The organism is Rhodococcoides kyotonense (assembly GCF_900188125.1).
Classification (GTDB): Bacteria; Actinomycetota; Actinomycetes; order Mycobacteriales; family Mycobacteriaceae; genus Rhodococcoides; species Rhodococcoides kyotonense.
In genome coordinates this window covers 117,816-144,085 of record NZ_FZOW01000010.1, presented here as the reverse complement: position 1 = coordinate 144,085, position 26,270 = coordinate 117,816, and the positions used below count along the sequence as shown (strand labels likewise).

The 26,270-nt window shown below is 64.8% G+C and carries 12 protein-coding genes and 1 pseudogene; 9 read left to right on the top strand and 4 right to left on the bottom strand.

Translation table 11 applies throughout. The features are described 5' to 3' along the window. Entirely contained in the window at positions 1–498 is a 498-nt protein-coding gene (locus CHB96_RS17580; protein WP_089248552.1) for a hypothetical protein, read from the bottom strand. 81 nt (positions 499–579) lie between these two features. Between CHB96_RS17580 and CHB96_RS17575 the strand changes: the two genes are divergently transcribed. The 5 genes and pseudogenes from CHB96_RS17575 to CHB96_RS17550 all read left to right on the top strand — a co-directional run bounded on the left by CHB96_RS17575 (position 580) and on the right by CHB96_RS17550 (position 4,871). Beyond that, a complete protein-coding gene (locus tag CHB96_RS17575; RefSeq protein ID WP_089248550.1) occupies positions 580–906 on the top strand; it encodes a TfoX/Sxy family protein in 327 nt (108 codons plus the stop codon). Positions 907–956: 50 nt separating this feature from the next. After that, positions 957–1,472 (top strand): TIGR04338 family metallohydrolase, encoded by a 516-nt coding sequence (locus CHB96_RS17570; protein WP_089248763.1) that lies wholly within the window; start codon positions 957–959, stop codon positions 1,470–1,472. 73 nt (positions 1,473–1,545) lie between these two features. Further along, complete coding sequence (locus CHB96_RS17565) at positions 1,546–2,310, top strand: LLM class F420-dependent oxidoreductase (RefSeq protein WP_089248548.1); 765 nt, start codon at positions 1,546–1,548, stop codon at positions 2,308–2,310. Positions 2,311–2,421: 111 nt separating this feature from the next. Next, positions 2,422–4,140, top strand: a pseudogene (locus CHB96_RS29990) (ABC transporter substrate-binding protein/permease). A 2-nt stretch (positions 4,141–4,142) separates the two neighbouring features. Next, positions 4,143–4,871, top strand: coding sequence for an amino acid ABC transporter ATP-binding protein (locus tag CHB96_RS17550; protein ID WP_089248542.1), 729 nt, complete (start codon positions 4,143–4,145; stop codon positions 4,869–4,871). A gap of 63 nt (positions 4,872–4,934) precedes the next feature. Here CHB96_RS17550 and CHB96_RS17545 read toward each other — a convergent pair whose 3' ends face one another. Further along, entirely contained in the window at positions 4,935–5,738 is an 804-nt protein-coding gene (locus CHB96_RS17545) for a siderophore-interacting protein (RefSeq protein WP_089248540.1), read from the bottom strand. Beyond that, positions 5,739–6,104, bottom strand: coding sequence for a hypothetical protein (locus CHB96_RS17540; RefSeq protein WP_141136501.1), 366 nt, complete (start codon positions 6,102–6,104; stop codon positions 5,739–5,741). 161 nt (positions 6,105–6,265) lie between these two features. Here CHB96_RS17540 and CHB96_RS17535 point away from each other — a divergent pair, with 161 nt between their 5' ends. The 4 genes from CHB96_RS17535 (at position 6,266) to CHB96_RS17520 (ending at position 25,473) form a co-directional block, all read left to right on the top strand. Then, the gene (locus CHB96_RS17535; protein ID WP_176444348.1) at positions 6,266–7,612 is read left to right on the top strand and encodes a helix-turn-helix transcriptional regulator; all 1,347 of its coding nucleotides are present in this window, start codon (positions 6,266–6,268) and stop codon (positions 7,610–7,612) included. Positions 7,613–7,729: 117 nt separating this feature from the next. Then, positions 7,730–9,775 carry a PhoX family protein gene (locus CHB96_RS17530; RefSeq protein WP_089248534.1) on the top strand — a complete coding sequence of 682 codons (2,046 nt, stop codon included), beginning with the start codon at positions 7,730–7,732 and terminating at the stop codon, positions 9,773–9,775. Between the two features lie 294 nt (positions 9,776–10,069). After that, the gene (locus CHB96_RS17525) at positions 10,070–24,493 is read left to right on the top strand and encodes a non-ribosomal peptide synthetase (RefSeq protein WP_089248532.1); all 14,424 of its coding nucleotides are present in this window, start codon (positions 10,070–10,072) and stop codon (positions 24,491–24,493) included. A 20-nt stretch (positions 24,494–24,513) separates the two neighbouring features. Further along, positions 24,514–25,473 (top strand): alpha/beta hydrolase, encoded by a 960-nt coding sequence (locus CHB96_RS17520; RefSeq protein ID WP_089248761.1) that lies wholly within the window; start codon positions 24,514–24,516, stop codon positions 25,471–25,473. A 59-nt stretch (positions 25,474–25,532) separates the two neighbouring features. Here the strand turns inward: CHB96_RS17520 and CHB96_RS17515 are convergent, their stop codons facing one another. After that, positions 25,533–26,177 (bottom strand): glycoside hydrolase family 25 protein, encoded by a 645-nt coding sequence (locus CHB96_RS17515; protein WP_176444356.1) that lies wholly within the window; start codon positions 26,175–26,177, stop codon positions 25,533–25,535. Between the last annotated feature and the right edge of the window lie 93 nt (positions 26,178–26,270).

Below are 26,270 nucleotides of genomic sequence, written 5' to 3'. Positions count from 1 at the left end.
TCAGCGCCCGAAGGTCACGGTGCTGTCGAAGGCTCGGCATGTGAGTCCACTCGTCCCCGTACAGCGAACGGACACTTCTCCGGCGGGGCTTATCGACGCGTCGAAGTTGCCGTAAGACGTGGAGCCACCACCTCGCAGCGCAACAGAGTAGGAGACCGAGCCGAATCGTCCGGCACAGTCGGGTGCGCCGGCACGGTCGAACGGCAAAGTGACGGACGTGCCGGCGGCGAAGACGTTGCGAGGTGCAGGGGGGTCGATGATGCACGACGAATCGATGCCGGTGAAGTCCGCGGTACCTTGGATGCCGAATTCGAACCTGACGTTGGCATTGGCCGACTGCCCCACCGGCGGTCCTTCGGACGGGGCCGACGAGCCGAGATTCAGCGAACCGAGAAGATCACTCAAGGGTGAGGCGGAGGCTGCGGGCGCAAAAAGCACGCCCGTGGTCATCGCAGCGGCGGCACACAGCGCGGCGACCGCGCTCTTCTTCATCATCATGGCGGCAGTAGATCAATCGAGTGCAAAGGTTTTGCAAGTTTCGGGGTACCCGCGGAACCGATCAGGCGCACAATCTCGTCCATGACCTACGACGTGGAGCTGGCAGATCGGATCCGTGACGCGCTGACGGGTGAGCCTTCGGTCGTCGAGAAGAAGATGTTCGGCGGCCTGCAGTTCATGGTGCGTGGCAAGATCGCCGTCGGCGCCCATTCCGACGGCGGTCTCCTCGTCAAAACGGATCCATCGCGCACGGACGAGCTGGTTGCACGGCCGGGCGCGCGACGTGCGGTGATGGGCGATCGCGACATGGGAAACGGGTGGATCATTGTGTCGTCCAATGGTTTCGAGGGCGCCGGCCTCGACTTCTGGGTCGGAGTTGCGCTGGAGCACAACGCCAAGCGGATTTAGGCTCATCCGGGTTTGCGCATCGGTCCCTGAGGTGCGGCGCTAAGCTCGCGCTGGTGAAGACGAGGGACTCGCAACGGTCCAAGGTGTACGAGGCCGAGTCGACGGTGCGCCTGATGTTCGACCGCGCGGACGAACGCAACCTGCGCACCGTGCAGATCCACGGCTCGACCATCACGCTGCCGATCGAGCGGAAATTCGCGTCGATCGAGTCCGTTCAGGCGTATGTCGACGCAGTGCTGCAATTGAATTGGGTGTGGGAGCACTGGCCGCACGCGGGACGCGTCGTACATGTGCGTGAACGTTCGGGAACGGGTGCGTCGCACTACGAGCGGGACACACAGACCATCGCGGTCCCACTGCACCGTCGAAACGAGGCGTGGGCACTGCGCGAGCTCGTCGTGCTGCACGAGCTCGCACATCATTTCGAGCCTCTGGATACCGAATTGCCCCCGCATGGAGGCGAATTCGTCGACAGGTTCGTCACGCTCGTCGAGGAGGTCGTCGGGCACGAGGCGGGGTTCGTCCTGCGGGCGACGATGCTGCAGGCGGGCGTATCGATGCGCTGACGCGCCCGTGCGTGCATAGTTGGTGCCTGTCCCAACTATGCACGCACAGGCGCCGAAGGCGCATCATGGTGAAATGACTGTGAAGATCGGTGTTCAGCTTCAGCCCCAGCACGCCCCTGACTACCAGCTCATTCGTGACGCGGTCCTGCGCTCCGAGGATGCGGGCGTCGACATCGTGTTCAACTGGGACCACTTCTACCCCCTGTACGGCGACCTCGACGGCGCGCACTTCGAGTGCTGGACGATGCTCGGCGCGTGGGCGGAGCAGACGTCGAACGTCGAGATCGGCGCACTCGTCACCGGTGGCGGCTACCGCAACCCCGACCTGCTCGCAGATATGGCCCGGACTGTCGACCACATCAGCGGCGGACGGTTGATCCTCGGCATCGGCGGTGGCTGGAACCAGAAGGACTACGACAACTTCGGCTACGAGTTCGGCACCGCGGGTTCACGCTTGAACCTGTTGAAGGACAACCTCGCTCGCATCAAGCACCGTCTCGAGGTCGGAAACCCGGCGCCGACGCGTCAGATTCCCATCCTGATCGGCGGTGGCGGCGAGAAGAAGACGCTCAAGCTGGTCGCCGAGTACGCGCACATCTGGCACAGCTTCGCCGATCTCGACGAGCTGAAACGTAAGTCGGGCATCCTGGCCGCGCACGGCGAGACCGTCGGGCGCGATGTCACGTCGATCGCGCGGTCCGTCTCGTGGCCCGGTGCGGACAAGGCACAGGACTTCGTCGACGCCGGTGCGACGCTGTTCACCGTCGGAACGGGCGGCCCCGAGTACGACCTGACGGAGTTGAAGGACGCGATCTCGTGGAGGAACGCGCAGCGCTAGGGAATGCCCGGCCGTTCGTTCCGGTTAACACAACCGCAATCCGATTTCAGGGCTTCGGCGTGCTCGCGCTAGCCTCAAGGGTCTTCGATCCACATACCTAGGAGTTCCGCCGTGACCAACCGACGTTTACGAGGCCGTGCCATCGCAGCCATCGCTGCGACACTCGCACTCACGCTCGGGGCCGTCGCGTGTTCCAGCGACAACAGCTCCGGCGGCACCGGTGAGAACGCTCTCGCAGGCTCCGACCAGGCATCGCTGGACAAGTACACGACGGACGACGTCACGCCGCTCGACCAGATCGACACCGCGAACCTCGGTCTGATCAAGCCCGGCACGCTGTACGTCGGAACTCTGTCCGACGCCCCGCCGAACATCTTCATCGACGAGGCAGGCAACTTCACCGGCTTCGACAACGAGCTTCTTCGGGCCGTCGCCGCAAAGCTGAACCTGACGGTCGAGTTCTCGGCCACCGAGTTCTCCTCGCTGCTCGCTGCGGTGAACAACAAGGTGTACGACGCAGGCTCCTCGTCGATCTCGACGACCGATGCTCGCCGGAACACCGTCGGCTTCACCAACGGTTACGACTTCGGTGAGATGGCACTCGTCGCGAAGAACGACTACTCGATCAAGACGATCGCCGAGCTCGACGACCAGCAGCGCATCGGCGTCGTGCAGGGCACCGTCCAGGACGACTACGTCACCAACACCCTCGGCATCGAGCCGGTTCGATTCCCGGACTACAACACCGCGTACGCCAACGTGAAGTCCGGCCAGATCGACGCGTGGGTCGCACCGTCGCAGCAGGCATCGGGCCAGGTCAAGGCCGAGGACGGCGTCGCCATCCTCGAGAAGACAATCAACACGACCAACTTCACGGCGTTCGCTGTCGCGAAGGACAACCAGCCGTTGATCGACGCGCTGAACTCCGGACTCGACGCAGTCGTCGCCGACGGCACCTGGTCCACGCTCGAGAAGCAGTGGTACCCGGACCGCGAGGTTCCGTCCGACTGGAAGCCGGGCAGCAAGGCCTCCACGCCTCCCACCAGCTGATCTGAGCACTCTGCCGTTATGAGCACACTGTCGAATCTGTACGACACGTTCTTCGATTGGGAACTCATCTGGGACACCGTTCCCAAGCTGATCACCGTCGGATTGCCGAACACCCTGATCTTGGCTGCGTCCTCCGGGGTGATCGGTACGGTGATCGGCCTCGGCCTGGCGGTTGCGGGTATGTCCCGCTCCCGCTGGCTGAGGTGGCCCGCGCGGGTGTACACGGACATTTTCCGTGGCCTCCCGGCGGCCGTCGTCATTCTGCTCATCGGGCTCGGCTTCGGCCCGACGCTCACACAGTTCACCGGCAGCCGAAGTCCGTTCCCGTTGGGCATCGCTGCGCTGTCGCTGATGGCGGCCGCGTACTTCGGTGAGATCTTCCGCTCCGGTATCCAGAGCGTCGATTCCGGTCAGCTCGAAGCGTCGCGGGCGCTCGGGTTCAGCTATCGACGATCGATGGCTCTGGTCGTCGTACCGCAGGGTATTCGACGCGTCCTCCCGGCGATCGTCAACCAGTTCATCTCGCTGATCAAGGACAGCTCGCTGATCTACTTCCTCGGGCTGTTGGCGTCGCAACGCGAGTTGTTCCGGGTCGGGCAGGACACCGCTGCACAGACCGGCAACCTGTCGCCGCTGCTCGCCGCAGGCGTGTTCTATCTGATCCTGACGATCCCGTTGACACACTTGGTCAACTACATCGACAAGCGCCTGCGATCCGGCAAGGCCGACACCTCGGGAACCCTCGATCCGGTCGAGGTATCGCTCGTGGTGGAGAGGTAGACATGTCTTCAGTTTCCTTGACCGGCACGGATATTCATCTGGCATTCGGCACCAACAAGGTGCTGCGTGGGGTCAATGTTCACGTCGACGCGGGCAGAACCACGACGGTGATCGGGCCGTCGGGGTCCGGCAAGTCCACTCTGCTGCGTGCGCTGAACCGATTGCACGAACCCGATCAGGGCGACATTCTGCTCGGCGGCAAGTCGGTCCTGGCGGACAATCCCGACGAGCTGCGCCAGCGCATCGGCATGGTGTTCCAGCACTTCAACCTGTTCCCGCACAAGACCGTGTCCGACAACATCACGCTCGGGCTGCGCAAGCTCAAGGGCATGTCGAAGGACGAGGCTCGTGCCGCGGCACTCGAGCAGCTCGAACTCGTCGGTCTGAGCAACAAGGCCGATTCGCGTCCAGGCAACCTGTCCGGCGGCCAGCAGCAGCGCGTTGCGATCGCTCGCGCTCTGGCGATGAAGCCGCAGGTCATGTTCTTCGACGAGGCAACATCGGCGCTGGACCCCGAGTTGGTCAAGGGTGTCCTGGCGCTGATGTCGGACCTCGCGTCCGGCGGTATGACGATGGTCGTCGTGACGCACGAAATGGGCTTCGCCCGTTCGGTGTCCAACAAAGTGCTCTTCATGGACCACGGCATGGCCGTCGAAACCGGTACGCCGGAACAGCTTTTCGACGATCCGCACACCGATCGGTTGAAGCAGTTTCTGTCGCAGGTGTTGTAGGCGCCTTCGGCGCATGTGCATAGAAATACATAGCCCGCTATGTATTTCTATGCACATGAGCGGTCAGTCGCCAATCTCCAGATCATCGATATCCGCCAAAGTGCCACCCGCCTCCAGGATGCGCTGGTAGCTCCTGCGCCTCGAGTCGTCGATGACCGTCGTGCTGACGCCCTTTTTCCAGTAGCCGAAGACCGCGACGTCGTCCTTGCCGAGCCCATGGGTCGTGCGGAAGAACCGTCGGATCGCGCGCATCTCGTCGCGTTCTCCGGCACCCCAGACCACATGCTCTGCAGGCGATTCCATGCGCAGTGCCTGTTCGGCGAGACTGTCGTTCTTACCGATCAGGTGCAGCTCGACGCCATCGACGTCAGGCAGTTCGGCAAAAGCCTCGGCATCGTCGGTCGCGACCCAGCCGATCGCCTCGCGTCCAGAAGGCCACTGCTGCAGCATCGCGAACAGCGCAGGAATGGCGGTGTCGTCGGCGAAAATCGCTGCCTTTGCGTCACTTTCGGGGACGAGAAAGTGAGGCCGCGGACCCGTCAACGCGAACGTGTCACCGATCTGCAGACCGTGCACCCACCGCATCATCGGACTCTCCCCGCCGTGCAGCACGACGTCGACGACCATGGAGCTCGACGCCGCATCGAACGACCGAACCGTGTAGACACGTGACACGTCGTCGTGCTCGGGTCCGAGTTGAATACGCAGAGCAGTGTTGGGCCGCAACCAATTCGGGTTCTCCGTACCCTGCGTCAGGCGTGCGGTGAACCGCAGGACACTGGGTACGGGGCGTTCGAGCGCGTCGATCTGCGCAACCGTGTCGTCGAGTTCGCGGTCGTGAGCGTTCTCTCGTAGAACCGACATCATCTATCCTTTCTGGAACAGCGACACCAACAGATCGACTGTCTGCTTGGCGCTGTAGTAATCGAGCCTGAATGCTGCTGTGCCGAGCGAGTACACGCGATTCTGCGAGACCGCAATCTGATTGGCCAGCAACGGATCTGCGGCGAGCGCACGATGCTGGTCCGCCGGTCCCATGGACACCGCGAAGAGTGTCCGCGAATCCGCGAATCCCGCGGACATGTTCTCCGGGCCGACCACCGCAACTCCCGACGCCCCCTGACGTGAGGACTGCAGGTCCGCAGGCGGATCGTTGTACGTGAAGCCGAGCGACGTCATCAGCTTGCCCTGCGGGCTGTCGGAGGTGAATGCCCAGCCGCCGTCGCCGCCCATGTAGACGAGGGCGACAGCGCTGCTGCTCGAATGGATCTGTGCATGCCCTAAAGTTAGCCAGCACTAAGTCCGAAAAGTTGTCCAGGAGCGTCAACGTGTTACCAGTACCGCCGTGCCGAAGCGAGACGCGCATCACGTCGAGCTCGATGCTGTTCTGGACCATGACGGGGTCATCCCGCGTCACCGTCGACGACACGACGTACGACGTCCATGCCGGTTCGTCGTTGCGCATCCCCGCCGGCCGACGCGTCGCCATCGAGACTTCCGCCGGCACCGTCGCATTCCCGATTCTGCTGCCCCGCGTGGATCCGGCCGACGAGCAGACCGTCGTCACCCAGGCCGTCGTTCCACCGGAGTGGGACGACGGCCTGGTGCACGAATTCGCCTGGAATCTCGGCTATCTGCGTGGCAACTCACCGGGTCCGAAGGTGGTTCATCAGTCGGGCAACGCCGCGTCCACGCGGCCGCCGCTACCGAGTTCGGTCGAGATGTTCGATGTCGCACAAGCGATTCTGCGGGATCCGGGGGCGGAGACGAGTCCTGCCCAACACGCGAATTCGGCGGGATTGAGCGTCCGGACCATGCAACGTCGATTCGTCGCTGAAACGGGACTGACGTTCACGCAGTGGCGAATCCGCGCACGAATCACCGCATCGATCGACTATCTCGCCGACGGCCGGAGGATCGGCTGGGTGGCGAATCGGGTGGGCTTCGATACGACGAGTGGTTTCACGAGAGCCTTCACCGCGGCGATGGGCGTCAGCCCGAGGCGATACCGTGCCGCGTCGATTCCTGAATCCGAATTACTCTCTGCGCCTGACATTCCCGCCGGCTCCACGTGGGCCCGTGTCAACGGTGCACACGTGGCGGTGTGGATGTATCGGGGACGTGGCACCGTTCGGATCGGTGACCATCTACAAGGACTCAGCGAGGGTGAGGCGATCATCCTTCCCGCCGGCATCCGCAACTCGATCGATGTCGACGAGGGATCGTTGTTGTTGCCGTTGGGTTTTCGGTCGCCCCACGACCTGCCGACCACAGGCGGACGCGTCCGCTTCACCCGCGCCGACGAGCCGTATCTGCTGCACCGATTCGTGTCGACCTACACGACGCTGCGACCCCGCATATTCGACAGCTCGAGCCTGTTCGACTGGATAGCCGCATCGACGGAGTCGGTCGTCGCCCAGAGCTCCGTGGCTTCGCGGCTGGCCGCGACGGTCGCGAGGAACCCCGCGGACAGTCGGACGCTGGCCCAATGGGCCGCAGCACTCGGTGTCGACGAGGCCGGGTTGCGTCGGGACTTTCGTACCGAGACCGGTGGGGCGTACCCGCAGTGGCGAGCGCTGTCGCGAATGACGCACGCACGCAACCTGCTTCACCTCGGTGTCGCGCCGAGCGTCGTCGCACGCAGGGTGGGGTACGCACATGTACCCGCGTTCAGCCGGGCGTTCCTGAATGCGCACGGAATTCGGCCGGGGAGCTTCGCTCATGTGCGTAGAAATACATAGCAGGCTATGTAATTTCGTGCACATGCGGCGAAGCCGCCAACTTAGGGCATGCTCGTTGTTCGTGACTTCACCGAGGCGTTCCTTTACCTTTGCTTTTGACTGACACTCTGCCGAGTCATGAAGCCACTACCCCTGTTCGCGGTGCACGACGGAAGCTCCGCACGCTCGAATCTGACCTGCAAGTACAAGTGCGGCGACGCGTGCTTCCACGAGGTCCCGAACACGTCGAAGGGGCAGTACTTCGGCGACATCGTCAAGACTGCCATGAGCAGGCGAGGTGTGCTGCGCGGCGGAGCGATGGCCGTCGTCGCCGTCGGCGCAGGGAGCGTCCTCGCAGCGTGCAGCACCGACGATCCCGCCACCACCACGGCAGCCGACGGCAGTACCACGGCGCCCGAGGTCGACGGCGTCGACTTCACCGCGGTCGCACCGAACACCGAGGACGCGGTCGTCGTGCCCGAGGGCTACGAGCAGCAGGTGTTCATCCGCTGGGGTGACCCGGTGGTCGAGGGTGCACCGGAGTTCGACTTCGACAACCAGACCGCTGCAGCGCAGGCAATGCAGTTCGGCTTCAACAACGACTTCGCCGGCATGCTGCCGATCGAGGGCACGCCGAACGCCTACCTGCTTGCGGTCAGTCACGAGTACACGACCGAGCCGTTCCTGTTCAAGGGGTACGACGAGGAGAACCCGACGCGCGAGCAGTTCGACATCGCACTCGCGGCGCACGGATTGTCGATCCTGCAGGTGAACGGTGAATCCGGCTCCGGCAGACTGACTCCCGCGTTCAGCCAGTACAACCGTCGTATCACCGGCACGACCGAGTTCGTCATCACCGGCCCCGCAGCGGGCAGCGATTTCCTGAAGACGAGTGTCGACCCGACCGGTACGAGGGCATTCGGCACGTTCAACAACTGTTCCGGTGGCTTGACGCCGTGGGGCACGGTGCTGTCCGGCGAGGAGAACATCAACCAGTACTTCGGCAACGCGGAATCGGTCACCGAACCCGCCCAGGCAGAACGTCTTGCGCGCTACGGAATCGAAGGCGCTGCCAGCGACCGCAAGTGGGAACGCTTCGACAAGCGCTTCGACATCGCGCAGGAGCCCAACGAGGTCAACCGATTCGGCTACGTCGTCGAGATCGACCCGTGGGATCCGAACTCCACGCCGATCAAGCACTCGGCGCTGGGACGTTTCAAGCACGAAGCCGCCACGATCTACGTCACCGACGACGGCACCGTCGTCGCCTACAGCGGTGACGACGAGCGCTTCGACTACATGTACAAGTTCGTCTCCAGCCGAAAGATGATGCCCGGCAACGGCCAGGCCGCGATGCGTCACAACCTCACGCTTCTCGACGCGGGCACGCTGTACGTCGCCGTCCTCACCGGGGATGCGCCCGACGCGATCGACGGCAGCGGAACCCTGCCGGAGGCGGGCAAGTTCGCAGGCAAGGGCGAATGGATTCCGCTGCTGCGCACGAACGAGGACGGACGCGGCGAGTCGCTCGTCGACGGCATGTCGGCCGAGGAGGTCGCCGTCTTCACGCGTCAGGCTGGTGACAAGGTCGGCGCGACGAAGATGGACCGTCCCGAGGACTTCGAGCCCAACCCGGTCACCGGCAAGGTCTACGTGGCGCTCACCAACAACACCAACCGTGGCACCGAGGGCAAAGCGGCAGCCGACGAGGCCAACCCGCGCAACAAGAACAAGAACGGGCAGGTCCTCGAGATCGAGGACGAGCATGCAGGCACGTCGTTCGTGTGGAACCTGCTCATCGTCGCCGGCGACCCGAACGAGGCCGACACCTACTTCGGCGGCTTCGACAAGAGCCAGGTCAGCCCGATCTCCTGCCCGGACAACCTCGCGTTCGACAGCAAGGGCAACCTGTGGATCTCGACGGACGGCAATGCTCTCGAGTCCAACGACGGTCTGTTCGCCGTCGTCCTCGAGGGTGAGCGTCGCGGCGAGACCAGGCAGTTCCTGACGGTCCCCGCCGGCGCCGAGACGTGCGGACCGATCATCCAGGACGAGCGCGTCGTCGTGGCAGTACAGCATCCGGGTGAGTTCGACGAGGCTTCCGCGGACAACCCGATCTCGCACTGGCCCGACGGCGGAAGTTCGCAGCCGCGACCGGCCATGGTGGCGGTCTGGAAGTCCTGACCCACTCTCGACAAGAAGGCGCGCACTAGCCGGTACGACACGGCTGTGCGCGCCTTCGTCGTTGTTATTTTTCATTCAATCGTCTGGCGACTTCTGTGACTTCTCTTCAGGCTCTCGCGAGGCCCTGCAAGGCGGTTGACCGCTGGTAACGATTGTGTAAACCTCGGTTGCAGACAAACCGGTGACCAGGGAATTTCCAGTCACAAGTGCAGACGGCGTTCCGGGGCAGCGCGGTTTTGCCATCCCCCGCCATCCCGCGCCGGTGCAGGGCTCCCGAACTCGAAAGAGCGACTCGTGGAATCTGTGGAATCGCTGGAACTGCGTGAGTTCACCGTCGATCGCAGCACCGACCGAACCTCCCGACCCTTTCCGCTCACAGCGGCACAGCGCGGGCTGTGGTTCGCCCAGCATCTGATGCCGGACGTGCCGATCACCATCGCGAACTTCATCGACATACGCGGCGACGTCGACGAGCGGCTGATGCAGTACTCGGCGCGCCGGGCCGTCCGGGAACTCGGTGCCGGGTCACTGAGGCTCGTCGAGATCGATGGTGAACCGCACCAATTCCTCGACGGCGCAGACGACACGGCCGAACAACTCGACTTCAGCGCCGAGCCCGACCCCGAGCAGGCCGCCCGCGCCTGGATGCGCGACGCCTACTCCCGTCCGATCGATCTGACGCAGGGTCCCCTCGTGCATGCCGCGACGTTGCGGATCGCCCCCGATCGCACGTTCTGGTACTCGCACGTCCACCATCTCGCGCTCGACGGATACGGTGCCGTTCAGCTGATGAACCGCACGGCCGAGATCTACTCCGCCGTCACATCCGGCGAGGAACCGGTGCCTTCCAAGGCCGGAAGCCTGCGCGACGTCTACAGCGCCGAGGACGACTACCGGGCGTCGTCGCGCTTCGACAAGGACGCTGCCTATTGGCACGACAAGACGCAGGATCTGCCGTCGCCACCGAACATCACCGGCGTCATCGCCCCGCCGGCAGCTCGCTCCCGAATCTGCGGAGAACCGCTGTCCGAGAAGTTGGAGGCGGCTCTCGGACGTGCGATCGACCGACTCGATTCCGCATTCGCACCCATTGCCGTCGCCGCGGTGGCCGCATTCCTGTCGCGGATGACCGCGTCGGACGACGTCGTGTTGAGCCTCCCCGTCGCGGGCCGAACCACGGCACTGCTCCGACGGTCGGGCGGGATGGTCTCGAATGTCCTGCCCATACGCGTGCGCATCGACGGGGCGACGACGGTCGCCGATCTGGTCCAGTCGGTGCAGCTGGAACTGACGGGCGCGCTGCGGCACCAGCGCTACCGCGCGGAGGACATCCGACGGTCCACCGGCTCGTCGCAGGAACATCGCGGATTCTTCGGACCGGCGATCAACATCATGGCCTACGAATCGGAAGTCCGATTCGGATCTCTCACAGGCACATTCAACATCCTGTCGACGGGACCGGTGGAGGACCTCTCGGTCAACATCTACCCTGCAGGCCCGACGGGCCGCTCACGCATCGACTTCGAAGCCAATCCCACCATCTACAGCCAAGAAATGTTCGACGCTTTGTATCGGCGTTTCGTCGGTCTCCTCGGCCGGTTTCTCGACGCGGAGCCGACGGCCGTCGCCGCGGATCTCGACATTCTCGACGACGCGGAAACCCGCGCGTTGGTGCCCGCACGTGGCCCTGCGGCCGCGACGGAGGCCCTGCTTCCGGACATCCTCGCCCGCGGCCTCGCCGCCGATCCCGACGGGACGGCACTGATAGAAGGTTCCGGACGCGTCTCCTACCGAGATCTGGCAGCGCGGAGCAACACCATCGCACGAGCGCTCATCGCGCGCGGCGCCGGCCCCGAGACCGTTGTCGCCGTGTCGATTCCGCGCAGCATCGAGTCGGTGATTGCATTCTGGGCGGTCGCTGCGACCGGGGCGGCGTTCGTGCCCGTCGACCCGTCGTACCCGGCGGAGCGTATCGGACACATGCTCACCGACTCCGGTGCACTCGTTGGCCTCAGTACCCGCGCTGTCATGGATTCCCTGTCCGACAGTCTTCACTGGCTTGCGTTGGACGATCCGTCCTTCGAGTCGGAGATCAGTGACCGGTCCAGTGCTGCAGTCGATTCCAGTGATCGACGCAGCGTCCTTCGACCGGCTCACTCCGCCTACGTGATCTACACATCTGGGTCGACGGGCACGCCCAAAGGCGTCACGGTCACCCATGCAGCATTGACAACATTCGCAGCGTCCGAACGACCTGAACTGACACTGAGCCCGGATTCACGGGTTCTGAGGTTCTCGTCGTCCAGTTTCGATGCCTCGATCTTCGAGATGATCGCTGCGTTCAGCGCGGGCGCCACGATGGTGATCGCGCCGGCCGACGTGTACGGCGGACGCGAACTGACAGATCTGTTGAACGAGCACCAGGTCACGCACATCGTCACTGCGCCCGCGTTGCTGTCGACGGTCGACGTCGACCGCGTGCCGTCACTGAAACACGTTGTTGTCGGCGGAGACTCGTGCCCGCCGGACCTCGTCGAACGACTCCGCGGACATGCCGAACTCCGGAACAGCTACGGGCCCACCGAGTCGACGATCGTCATCACGATGACACCACCGTTGACCGATCCGCGAGCCATCACCATCGGCACGCCGCTCCAGGGATCTTCGGCGCTCGTACTCGATCGGTGGCTTCGCCCTGTGCCACTGGGCACGGTTGGCGAATTGTACGTCGGCGGGCCAGGATTGGCGCGCGGCTACCATCGCCGCACGTCCGTCACCGCGCATCGGTTCATCGCGGACCCGAACGGCAACGGTACTCGTCTGTACCGAACCGGCGACATCGTCCGCTGGAGCGGATCCGATCCCGATCGGGCGCAGCTGGAGTTCGTCGGACGCAGCGACTTTCAGGTCCAATTACACGGCCTGCGTATCGAACTCGGCGAGGTCGACGCCGTACTTTCGTGGCATCAGTCCACGGACTTCGTCGCTTCCATCGTGATCGAACGCGGTGGAAAGTCGCAGCTGGTGTCGTACGTCAAGATCAAGCCAGACCACGAGTTCGACGCCTCGTCACTGCTCGCCCTGGCATCGGATTTCCTCCCCTCGCAGATGGTTCCGGTCCACATCGTCGAACTGGCGTCCGTTCCGCTCACTCCGTCGGGCAAGATCGACCGGTCCGCATTGCCCGTCCCCACCGACCTCGGAGACACCGCACCGTTCCGTGCTCCGACCGACCCAGTGCAACAAATCATCGCCGACGCGATGGCAGAGGTCCTCGGCCTGGGCACCGTCGGCATCGACGACTCGTTCTTCGCCCTAGGCGGTGACAGTATCGTCGCGATTCAATTGGTCTCGCGGGCAAAGGCGTCGGGAATCGCGTTCACTCCCCGCGACGTGTTCGAGCAGCGCACCGTCGTCGGCCTCGCACGTGTCTCCACGCCTGTGGCCGAGAAGGTGACGCTCGAGGAGCTTCCGGGCGGCGGCATCGGGTCGATGCCGCTTCTGCCGATCGCACGAAGCGTGGTGGCACGGGCGGTCGAGCCGTCGCACATCGACCGGTTCTACCAGGCTCTGGTACTGACGGCGCCATCCGACCTGGACCGAGATGGACTGGTACGCAACGTCGCTGCCGTCGTCGATCATCATGACATGCTGCGTGCGCGGCTCGTCGGCGATCAGCTCGTCGTTGCACCGCCCGGTGCCGTCGATGCCGCTGCACTGGTATCGAGCACTGCTGCAACCAATCTCGGTGAGATCGTACGACAGACCGCCGAACGATTGCGTCCGCGTGACGGAATCATGCTGCAGGTGGTGCACGCGACCGAGTTGGATCGCGTCGTCGTCGTTGCTCATCACTTGGTCGTCGACGGTGTCTCCTGGCGCATTCTCGTTCCGGATCTCGCTACGGCCTGGGCGCAGCGGGCAGGCTCGGTGACCCTTCCGCCGACCGAGACGTCCATGCGGCGGTGGGCGCACGCCCTGTACGAACGCGACGTGAGCGGCGAAACCGACTCGTGGCGTGCTGTTCTCACGGGATGCGACGCTCTGGTCGGAACCCGGCCACTCGTGGCCGACGACGCTGTCTCGCACATCGACCTGACTGTCGACGCCGATCTCACCGAGACGCTCCTCGGACCGGTAGCGAATACCTATCGAATGGGTGCAGAGGACGTACTGCTGACGACTCTGGCGATGGCACTGTCCCGGTGGCGCCGGTCGTCGTCGTTCCTCGTACAGCTCGAAAGTCATGGACGCGAAGAGGATTCGGTCCCTGGCGCCGACCTGACTCGAACCGTCGGGTGGTTCACGACGACGTACCCGGTCCGGCTCGACGTACCGGATGCGGACGCGAACTCGGTCGCCAAGGTGATCAAGGAGCAGATCCGCGCAATACCCAGCCGCGGCGCTGCATACGGAATGCTCTCGGCATCAGGCGTATTCGACGATCTGCCGCGACCGCAGATCTCGGTCAACTACCTCGGACGCATCACATCCCTGCCCGACGCCATCGCCGGCCAGGGCTGGATTCCGGACCTCACGGTGTCGATCGATGCCGGCAGCGGCCGGGACCTGATCACAGAGCTCGCCGTCGAGATCGATGTCGCCGTCGTGGACGGGATACTGCAGGCGCGGGTCGGGTACGTGGGAGGCGTCGTCGACGACGCCGATCTGCTCACCGACCTGTGGCATCGCGCGATGATCGAACTGGCGGAGGACGCCTCGAAGCCCGGTGCCGGCGGCCTCACGCCGTCGGACATGTCGTTGGTCTCTGTGGACCAGCAGCGAATCGATCAGTGGCAGAGCCGATTCCGAGTGATCGACGACGCATGGCCCCTGGCACCGCTGCAACGGGGCCTGCTGTTCCACGCGGACCTGACGCGCGGGGGAGTCGACCCCTATACCGCGCAGATCGTGTTCGAGCTCGGAGGCACGATCGACAGCGAGAGGCTGCACCGCGCGGCCGGCCGCCTGCTGGCGCGTCACGACGCGTTACGCGTGTCGTTCGACTCCGATCACCGCGGTCTGCCGGTGCAGATCGTGCACGGCCACAGAGACATTCCGTGGACGGAAGTGGACACCGATGACGTCCACGCCACCATCGCGCGTGAACGCACCCGCCCGTTCGACATGGCCGACGGCCCACTGCTGCGCTTCGCACTCGTCCGCGCCGAGGAACGAACACATCTCGTCGTCACCAACCACCACATCCTGTTCGACGGATGGTCGATGCCGATCTTCGTCAAGGACCTGCTGGTGCTGTACGCGGCCGACGCGCCGATCCCGGTGCCCGCTGCGCCGTATCGCGACTACCTGACCTGGCTGTCCCGACGCGACGGTGCCACCGCGCTGAGACGATGGGCGGGTGTCTTGTCGGGCGTCGACGAGCCGACGCTTGTTGCCGACAGATTCGCCGGCAGTGTAGCGCTCCCACAGGACGTTTCGGTCCCGCTGGACGGCCCGGCGCTCGACGGCCTCGCACGCACGCTGGGTGTCACGGTGAACACCGTCGTCCAGGTGGCGTGGTCGATCGTGCTGTCCGCGTTGCTGTCTCGTCGCGACGTCGTGTTCGGTGCAACCGTGTCCGGTCGGCCCGCCGAAGTGCCTGGCGCGACTGAGGCTCTCGGGCTGTTCATCAACACCCTCCCGGTGCGTGTGCGATTCGACGTCACGGACACCGTTGCATCGCTGCTCGTTCGTATCCAGCACGAGCAGGCCGACCTGCTCGATGTGCACCATGTGGGACTCGCCGAGATTCAGGCTGCCGCGGGGCCTGGAGCCACGTTCGACACTCTGACCGTATTCGAGTCCTACCCAGTCGACCACAACGCGCTCGGCGACACGACGGACATCGGCGGCATGCGGGTGCTCGGCATCGACGTCGAGGATTCGACGCATTACCCGTTGACGCTCGTGACCGTGCTGGAACCGGCGCCGACGATGACCTTGCGCTTCTCTCCCGACGCCTTCTCCCACGGCAACGTCACGACGATCGCCGAACGGCTCGAGCGCGTCATGGCCACGATGATCGAACGGCCCGACGGACGCGTCGTCGACATCGACGTTCTGGGGCCCGAGGAACGACGCGCCGTCACTGCCCGATGGATCGACACCCGCCGGGATGTGGAACCGTCGACCCTTCTCGATCTGCTCGATGGACCGATTGCCGCACACGCGGGCTACACCTGCGTCGTAGCCGACGGCCGGTCGCTCACGTACGGAAACTTCGCCGCGCGGGTGCGGTGCATGGCGCGGTACTTGATCTCGCGGGACATCGGGCCGGAAACCGTCGTCGCGGTGTCGTTGCCTCGCTCGATCGATCAACTCGTCGCGATTCACGCCATCGTCCATGCGGGTGGGGCATACCTGCCCCTCGATCCGGCGCTGCCCGCCGCCCGCCTCGCCCACATGATCGACACAGCCTCTCCGGCACTGATTCTCGGATCCCACGTCGAGAGCTCGGTGGCGGTGATCGATCCCCGAACTCTCGACCTGTCGATGTTCGACACCGGGCCGATTCACGATCACGAACGCCGTGCGGGCGTGCGCGGCGACAACACCGCGTACGTCATCTTCACGTCGGGCTCGACCGGCAGGCCGAAGGGTGTCGCTGTCGCGCACCGGTCCATCGTCAACCGACTGGTGTGGATGCAGGACACCTACCCGCTCGATGCCGACGACGTCGTTCTGCACAAGACCCCGACGACGTTCGACGTGTCGGTGTGGGAGCTGTTCTGGCCGCACATGGTGGGTGCGCGAACCGTCGTCGCAGAACCAGGTGGCCACCGCGACCCGAAGTACCTGTCCGGTCTCATCCGCGAACAGGGAGTCACGACAACACATTTCGTTCCGTCGATGCTCGACCTGTTCCTGGCGTACGGCGACCTGGCCGAGTGCACGTCGCTGAGGCAGATCTTCGCGAGTGGGGAGGCCCTGCCGAGGTCGACGGTCCGGCGGACGCACGAGCATCTGACGACGGAACTGCACAACCTGTACGGCCCGACCGAAGCAGCCGTCGACGTCACGTATCACCGGACGGACGCACACGACGGCGGTTCGGTCCCGATCGGCAGCCCTGTGTGGAACACCCAGGTCAGAGTGCTCGACGCGGCGCTGCACGTGGTTCCGATCGGAGCCGTCGGGGAGCTGTATCTCGCGGGGGTTCAGCTGGCTCGCGGGTACGTCCGCCGCGCAGGATTGACGTCGGAACGCTTCATTGCCGATCCGTTCACCGACGGCAGGCGGTTGTATCGCACCGGCGATCTGGTCCGCTGGACGCTCGACGGTGAGCTGGAGTATCTGGGCCGCAACGACTTCCAGGTGAAGCTTCGTGGCCAACGCCTCGAACTCGGTGAGATCGAAGCATCGATCCTGCGGGCCCCAGGGGTGGCGTCGACGGTCGTCACCGTCCGCGGTGAGGGGTCGAACGAACGGCTCGTCGCCTACGTCTGCGGGACCGCCGACGTCGACACCATCCGCTCCCATGCCGAGTCCGAACTGCCCACCTACATGGTGCCGACGGTGTTCGTCGAACTTGCTCACCTCCCGCTCGGCCGCAACGGCAAGCTCGATCGATCGGCACTGCCTGCACCACTGACCACCCCGTCCGACCCGATCTCCGGACCGACGGAAAAGGCTGTTGCGCAGATCTTCTCGGACGTACTCGATGTGCAGGACATCGGCGCGACGACGAGCTGGTTCGAACTAGGCGGCAACTCGCTGACCGCAACACAGGTGATCGCGCGCATCAATGCCGAGCTCGGCGGCCACCTCGGGGTGCGAGACCTGTTCGATCATCCGACGGTGCGCGGCCTCGGCGCGCGGATCGGGGGTCCGTCCAGGCTGCCCTCATTGACGGCAGGCCCCAGGCCGTCGACCGTTCCCCTGGCGCCGAACCAGCACCGGATGTGGCTGCTCAACCGGTTCGACCCGTCGTCGGCCGCGTACAACATCGCGGGCGCCGTCCGGCTCAGCGGCGACGTGAACGTGGATGCACTGATCGCGGCAGTGGGTGACGTCGTCGACCGCCACCATCCCCTGCGCACGTTCTATCCGGATGGGCCTACGGGCCCTCACCAGGTGACGGTCGAGGGATTCGCACTCGAGGTTCCGGTCGTCGACACCTTCGAGGATCGTCTGAGTACTGCTCTGCTGGCGTCGGCGGGCCGCGGGTTCGACGTCACCGAGACGCCACCGGTCCGTGCGTCGGTGTTCCGACTGTCCGCGACCGAGCACGTGCTGCTCGTCGTCACGCATCACATCGCCGCCGACGGGTGGTCGATGCGGCCACTGGCCCGAGACCTTCTGTTGGCGTACAGCTCTCGCGCTCACGGTGGCCTACCGTCGTGGGGCTCGCTGCCGGTGGAGTACGCGGACTACGCGCTGTGGATGCGCGACAGGCTGGGGTCCGAGGACGACCCGGAGTCTCTGGCTTCGCGTCAGATCGCCTTCTGGTCCGAGGAGCTCGACGGTGTGCCGCAGAGGCTGGCACTCCCTGTGGACAGGTCGGCCCCGGCGGTGTTCTCACACCGGGGTGACACGGTGCCGTTCTCCGTGCCCGAGAGTCTGCGTCGATCGATCACGGAATTCGCCACGCGCACCGAGACCACGCCGTTCATGGTCCTGCACACCGCGCTGGCCGTGCTTCTGTCGCAGCTGTCCGGCGAACGCGACATCACAGTGGGTACTCCGGTCGCCGGTCGCGGAGAACAGTCACTGGACGATCTCGTCGGGATGTTCGTCGGGACGCTGACACTGCGTACCGTCGTCGACCCGGCCGCGACGTTCTCCGATGTGCTTGTGGCAGTCCGTGATCGGAACCTCGCCGCCTACGCGCACGCGGATGTGCCGTTCGACCGTCTCGTCGAGATACTGACACCCGCACGGTCGACCGCCCACCATCCGTTGTTCCAGGTGATGTTGTCGCTCGACGAGCCTACCCCCGCAGTGGAATTGCCGGGACTGACCGTGGCACCGATGGATATCGCCGCACCGATCGCCAAGTTCGACCTTCAGGTCGGTATCGGTTCCACGTCGTTCGACGGAACCTTCACGTATGCAACGGATCTGTTCGATCGCAGCACGGTCGAGCGGTTCGCCGAGCAGTTCGTGCACATTCTGACGACGGTGCTCGCTGATCCGTCGACCGTCGTGGGCGACATCGGCTCGGTGAGGCCGTCCGTGGTGCACGGTGAACCCGCCTTTGCGAAGAGAACGTTGCCGGACATCATGACCGAGGCGGTGATCGCGGGGGATGTTGCGCTGGTTCAGGGTGCAGAATCCTGGACTTACGCCGAGCTGGATGACTGGTCCAATCGCGCTGCACGTGAGTTGATCTCACGCGGCGCCGGACCCGAGAGGTCCGTCGTCGTCGCGGTTCCTCGAAGCACCATGTCGATCGTCATGGTGTGGGCCGTCGCCAAGACCGGTGCTGCGTTCGTACCCGTCGACCCGCGATACCCGTCGGGCCGAATCGAACACATGGTGACCGATTCCGGAGCGTCACTGGGTATTTCGGACTCGGTTCGGCTCGGTGGCATCGAATGGATCAGTCCACGCACTCTCGACACGGGATCCTCCGCTGCGATCACCGACGCGGATCGGATCGCGCCTCTTCGCCCCGAGCACCGCGCCTACACCATCTACACATCCGGATCGACGGGTGTGCCCAAGGGCGTCGCGGTGACGCACTCTGGGCTTGCAGCTCTGACGGACGAGCTGGCCGACCGGCTCCACCTCGACGGAGACAGCCGCACACTGCATTTCGCGTCGTCGAGTTTCGACGCGTCGATCCTCGAACTGCTGATGGCACTCGCCGCAGGATCCACCATGGTGATCGCCGACCCCGACATCTACGGCGGCGCCGAACTCGCCTCCGCCATGGCCGACGTCACGCACGCATTCCTCACTCCTGCAGCGGCGATGACACTCGGCCCTGACGCACTGCCTCACCTGCGTGTACTCGTCGTCGGCGGAGATGCCTGTGGCCCCGAACTGGTGCGCACGTGGGCCGACCGGGTGGCCCTGTTCAACGCCTACGGTCCGACGGAGACCACGATCGTCGCCACACTCGACGGACCACTCACCGCGTCGGCCCCTGTTCGCATCGGTGGGCCGACTCGGGGTCTCGATGCCTACGTACTCGACGCACGGTTACACCCCGTCGGCCTCGGTGTCGCCGGCGAGTTGTACGTCGCCGGTGACGCGCTCGCCCGCGGGTATCACGGCAATCCGCAGCTGACCGCGGCGTCGTTCGTCGCCGCGCCGTCGGGTGCCCGGATGTACCGCACAGGTGACCGTGTCCGTATCGCTGGATCCGGGCTCGAGTACCTCGGTCGCGCCGATGCCCAGGTCAAAGTCCGCGGCTTCCGCATCGAACTCGGTGAGATCGACGCGGTGCTCGTCCGACATCCGGGCGTCGCGCAGGCTGTGTCGACGGTGTACTCCGACAGTGTCGTGAGCTACGTCGTGCCCACCGCGCGCCCCTTCGACACCGACGTCGTGATCGAGCATGCGCGGCGGGTCCTTCCGTCTCACATGGTGCCGCGCGCGGTTACCGTCATCGACACGGTGCCCGTCACCACTGCCGGCAAGATCGACCGAAAGGCACTGCCGCAGCCGGTCTTCGCGACCGCAGCCTATGTCGCGCCCAGGACGGACAGCGAGATCCTCGTCGCGGAGGTGTTCTCGGCCGTGTTCGAACGCGACAGAATCGGTGCCGACGACGACTTCTTCGATCTCGGCGGCACCTCACTCGTAGCGACCCGAGTCATCGGTCGGATCAACGAACGAGCAGGGATCACCCTGGCAGTACGCGCACTGTTCGAGGCACCGACGGTCGCCGGTCTCGCGACCCATGTCGACACCGCGGAACGGTCGTCGTTGCCGCCGTTGGTCGCCGCTCCACGACCTGATCGAATTCCGTTGTCCGCAGCGCAGACTCGATTGCTTCTGCTCAATCAGGCGGCCCCGGACAGTCCTGCGTACAACATCGCGTTCGCGGTACGGCTCACCGGCCGACTGGATGTCGAGGCGCTGAACCTGGCCATGCACGATGTCCTCGAACGCCACGAATCGCTCCGCACGCTGTACCCCGTGGTCGACGAGCCGGAGCAGGTGGTTCTCGGTGCGACCGACGTCGATCTCGACCTCCGGCCTCGTGCTGTGGATGACCGCGGTGTCCTGGTCGCCGTATCCGGCATCCTCTCCCGCGGATTCGACGTCACTACAGCGGTACCTGTTCGGGGCGCTCTGCTGCACACCGGCATCGACCAGCACGTGCTCGTCCTCGTCGTTCACCACATCGCCGCCGACGGTATGTCGATGGGCCCGCTGGCGCGAGACGTCGTCGCGGCCTATTCCGCTCGCGTGCTCGGGACACCACCGCTGTGGGATCCACTACCGGTGCAGTACGCGGATTTCTCGGTGTGGCAGCGCGCTGCGCTCGGATCTCCCGAGGATCCGAATTCTGTTGCATCCCAGCAGCTCGGCTACTGGCGGCGAAGTCTCGACGGTCTACCCGATCTGCTCGAGCTACCGACGGACCGACCTCGACCCGCGGTCGCGTCACAGCGTGGAGCTCAGGTCGGTTTCGACCTCTCGACCGACCAGGCTGCAGCCGTACGGTCTCTCGCGCACAGTCACGGTGCAACTGCGTTCATGGTGATGAACGCCGTGTACGCGATCCTGCTTGCGCGCGTGTCCGGAACGTCCGACATCGCCGTCGGCACCACGGTTTCCGGCCGCGGCGCAGGCGCTCTCGACGACGTCGTCGGAATGTTCGTCGGGACGCTCGTATTTCGGACCGAGTATCGCGCCGGTGAGAGCTTCGAGGAGTTGCTTCGTCGAGTCCGCGAGACGAACCTCGACGCGTTGGCGCACAGCGACATTCCGTTCGAGCAGGTGGTTCAGACTGTGGCGCCCACGCGGTCGACGTCGCATTCACCACTGTTCCAGACGCTGCTCGCGTACGAGCCGGAACGTCCGTCGACACTGGAACTCCCCGGGCTCACCGTGTCGGAGTTCCCGTACGAATCCTCGGTCACACGATTCGATCTCGCGCTGACGCTGACCGACACCGCCGACGGCATTCACGGATCACTCAGGTACAGCACCGACCTGTTCGACGTCGGTACCGCCGAACGGTTCGCGTCGATGTTCCGGACCATTCTCGATGCGGCGGTGGAGAATCCGGGGTGTGCGGTCGGTGACATCGAGCTGATCTCCGGATCGGAAGGAACTCTTCGCGGACCCGAACCCTCCGAGCCACAGACACTGTCGAATCTGATCGCTGCAGCCGTCCACCGCAACCCCGACGGCGTCGCCGTCCGATGGAACGGACACGGCTACACCTACCGCGAGGCGGACGAGGCGTCGAACAGGCTCGCGCGAGTTCTCCTCGGGTACGGGATCGGGCCGGAAACCGTCGTCGCGCTCGGTCTGCCGCGGTCGTGGGAGTCGGTACTCGCGGTCTGGGCGGTGACGAAGACCGGGGCCGCGTACCTTCCCGTCGACCCGACCTATCCGCGAGATCGGTTGGATCACATGATCATCGACTCGGATGCGGCCATGGGGATCACTCTGGCGTCGTACCGTGCCGGACTCCCGGACGGAATCACATGGCTCGAACTCGATGGCCCCGAGACCGCCGGGGACCTGGCGCACGCGTCGGGCAAGGTCGTTCGTCCCGAGCACCCGGCGCACCTCGACAACATCGCCTACATGATCTACACCTCGGGCTCGACGGGCCGACCGAAGGGCGTCGTGGTCTCCCATCGGGGTCTCGCGAATCTGGCCGGATCGAGACGGACACTGCACCAAGTGATGTCGGGCTCGCGCTTCCTGCACGCGGCGTCGCCGAGCTTCGACATGGCGGTCGGAGAGATGGTGTCGGCGTTGTCTGCGTCGGCGACGTTGGTCGTGTCGCCGACGCAGATACTCGGTGGTGACGAACTCGAAGAGCTGATTCGAGCAGAGGGCGTCACGCATGCGTTGATGACGCCGTCCGCGCTGTCCACGCTCGACCCCGACAGGGTGGAGACGCTGCGTGTCGTCTGCGTCGGCGGTGAGGCGTGCAGCCCGGAGTTGGTGGCACGCTGGGCGCCCGGTCGGGTGATGCTCAACGGATACGGGCCGACGGAAGCGACGGATATTTCGACGCTGGGCGTGGTTGACGGCGACTCACCTGTCGATATCGGTTCGCCTGTATCAGGTTTCGATGTCTTCGTGCTCGACGCCCATCTGAAACCGGTACCGACGGGCGTCCCGGGGGAGTTGTACGTGGCCGGTCCTGCGCTGGCGCGTGGGTATCACGGGCGAGCAGGGCTGACGTCCAGTCGGTTCGTCGCCAATCCCTTCGGCACAGGGCGGATGTACCGGACGGGCGACATCGTGCGGTGCACGCCGGACGGGCGCCTACGGTACATCGGCCGTGGTGACACGCAGGTCAAGATTCGCGGCTTCCGTATCGAACTGGGCGAGATCGACGCCGCCCTGTCCACCCATCCGGACGTGGATTTCGCCGTCACCCTCGGGCGGCCTGGCCCGTCCGGTGAGACCGTTCTGGTGTCATATGTGCTGGGGTCACCCGGTGACGCTCGCAGCCACCTGCGAAAGACGCTGCCGGGATACATGATTCCGTCAGCGGTGGTATCCATCGACGCCGTTCCGAGAACACCGACCGGCAAGTTGGACGTGTCCGCTTTGCCCGCACCCGACCACACCGCTCGGGTCTACGAACCGCCCACCACTGCAACGGAAGACATCGTGACACGCGCATTCGCGAAGGTACTCGACATGGACAAGGTCGGAATCGCCGACGACTTCTTCGCCCTCGGCGGTACGTCGCTGACCGCGATGCGCGTCGTCTCCGCGCTACGGATCGAGACCGGCACGTCGCTGTCGCTGCAGTCGGTACTCACCGACCCCACTGCGAGTGCAGTTGCGGCTCTGCTGGATTCGGGTGGTTCGGCGAGTTCGTCGTTCGACATCGTGTTTCCCATCAGAACCACGGGCACGTCGGCACCGATGTTCTGCATTCATCCGATCGTCGGATTGTCGTGGTGCTACACCATTTTCGAGAACTACACGGACGGCCCGATCTACGGGTTGCAGACACCCGGCCCCTCCGAGCTACCCGATTCGCTCGACGGATTGGCCCGGCGCTACATCGAGGAGATCGAAAAGATTGCGCCTGACGGCCCCGTCCACCTCCTCGGATGGTCGCTCGGTGGCACGATCGCACATGCGATGGCCGTCCACCTGCGGGCCGCGGGGAAGGAGGTGGCGTCGTTGATCATGCTCGACAGTCATGCCACGTCGCCGAACGACTGGGACACCGATGTGCCGGCCGCGGATCTACTCGACGCAGTGGGAATCTCGTTGCCCGACATCGACGATCAGGTGATCTCGCTCGATGTACTGCCGTCACTTGTCGGTGGTGTCGTGGACAGCGCGGATGCCGAACGGCTACTCGCCGCTGCGCGGCACAATCACTCGTTGGCGGCTCGGCACCAGCCAGGGGTGTACGACGGTGATGTGTTGTTCGTCGGCGCGGGCGCCGAGGAGCGGCTCGGTGTGGCCACCTGGCACCCGTACGTTCGCGGTGAGTTGTCGAATGTTTCTGTGCAGCACTCGCATTGGCAGATGATGTCCGACGCTGCGGTGGCGTCGTACGGTCCCGTCGTTGCACGGCGGCTCGCCCGGAAGGTCGGTGGACAGTGAACTGGTTGTCTCGCATTGCGATAGTCGTTCTGGCTGTGCTGCTTTCGCTACCGACTGCTGCTGCGGTCGCCGAACCGTCGGGCTCGCTCGACCACATCGACAAGATCGACGAGCGGCGCTGGGACGTCTTCGTCTACTCGCCGTCGATGGACCGCGTCATCCAATTGCAGGTCCTCAGGCCCGCGGACACGTCCGAACCGCGGCCGACGCTGTACATGCTCAACGGCGCGGGCGGCGGTGAGGACGGCGCGAACTGGTTGCGGCAGACCGACATGGCCGACTTCTTCGGCGACAAGAACGTCAACGTCGTCATTCCCGTCGGCGGATATCTGTCCTACTACACCGACTGGGAGCACGACGACCCCAAGCTCGGACGCAACAAGTGGCAGACCTTCCTCACGCAGGAACTACCGCCCGTCCTCGACGACGCGCTGAATACCAACGGCGTCAACGCGATCGGAGGTCTGTCGATGTCGGCGGGATCCGTGCTCGATCTCGCGATTCAGGCACCTGGCTTGTACCGCGGGGTGGCGTCGTACAGCGGTTGTGCGCAGACGTCGGATCCCATGGCACGCAACTTCGTTCGGCTGGTCGTCGAGGCGCGTGGCGGCGGGAACACCGATAACATGTGGGGGCCCGACACGGATCCGCGCTGGATCGAACACGATCCATACGTCAATGCCGAGAAGCTGCGCGGGCTGGAGCTGTTCGTCTCGAACGCGACGGGGCTGCCAGGGCCGTACGAGGTGCCCGGCGTCGTCAGGCCTGCGGGGTCACCTCCGTTGCCGAACCAGATCGTGGTCGGGGGAGTGATCGAGGCCGTCACCAACAGTTGCGCGATGCGGCTTCAACAGCGCCTCGACGACCTGGGGATACCCGCCGACTTCGACCTCGGGTCTCCCGGCACACATTCTTGGATGTACTGGCAGGATGCGCTCCGGGCGTCGTGGCCGACGCTGGCACGGGCATTGGGCGCATAGCGCATGTGCATAGAAATACATAGAGGGCTATGTATTTCTATGCACATGGGCGAAGCCGCCTACCAGCGCGCGAGCTGCCTGATATCCCCGCCGGACCCGCTGTACCGGTTGATGTCGGTCGGCCCCACGATCCCCGGGATGCGCCCGTTGTCGGTGTACTGCCAGAACATCCACTGACTCCAGCCGCCGGGAAGGGGGCCGAGGGTGTCGTTGTAGTCGGCGATCCAGAGCGGGTAACGGTTGAACTCGTGAGTGTCGGCCATCGCCGTGCGCCAGAAGTTGGGGTAGGTGTAGATGATCGGCTGACGACCCGTCAGCGCCTGCACGGTGTTCAGGTATCGATGTGTCCAGTCGATCAGCTGCTGCGACGAAAGACCATGGGAGTGTTCGAGATCCAGCACCGGTGGTAGGTCACCCGGGCCGTTGATGCCGAGCACGACGGTCGAATAGAACGCAGCCTGCAGTTCGGGGGACTCACGGACGTCCGCGTAGTGATACGCCCCGCGCGCGACGCCTGCGGCCCGCATCACCAGGCAGTCCTGCACGAAGTACGGGTTGACGTAGTTCAGCCCCTCGGTGGCCTTGACCATCGCGAAGTCATGACCGGACTCGCGCACCTGGAACCAGTCGATCTTGGTGCCGTCGATGTGCTGCCACGACGACACATCGGGCCCTTCGGGGTTCGCCGACGCCGCCGCGGGCATCGCGATCACGAAAGCACTGGCGAGAAGGACGGTCGCAACACTGCGTTTGATGGGCACGGGCTGACGATAAGTAGCCGGGAGCGTCGGTTCAAT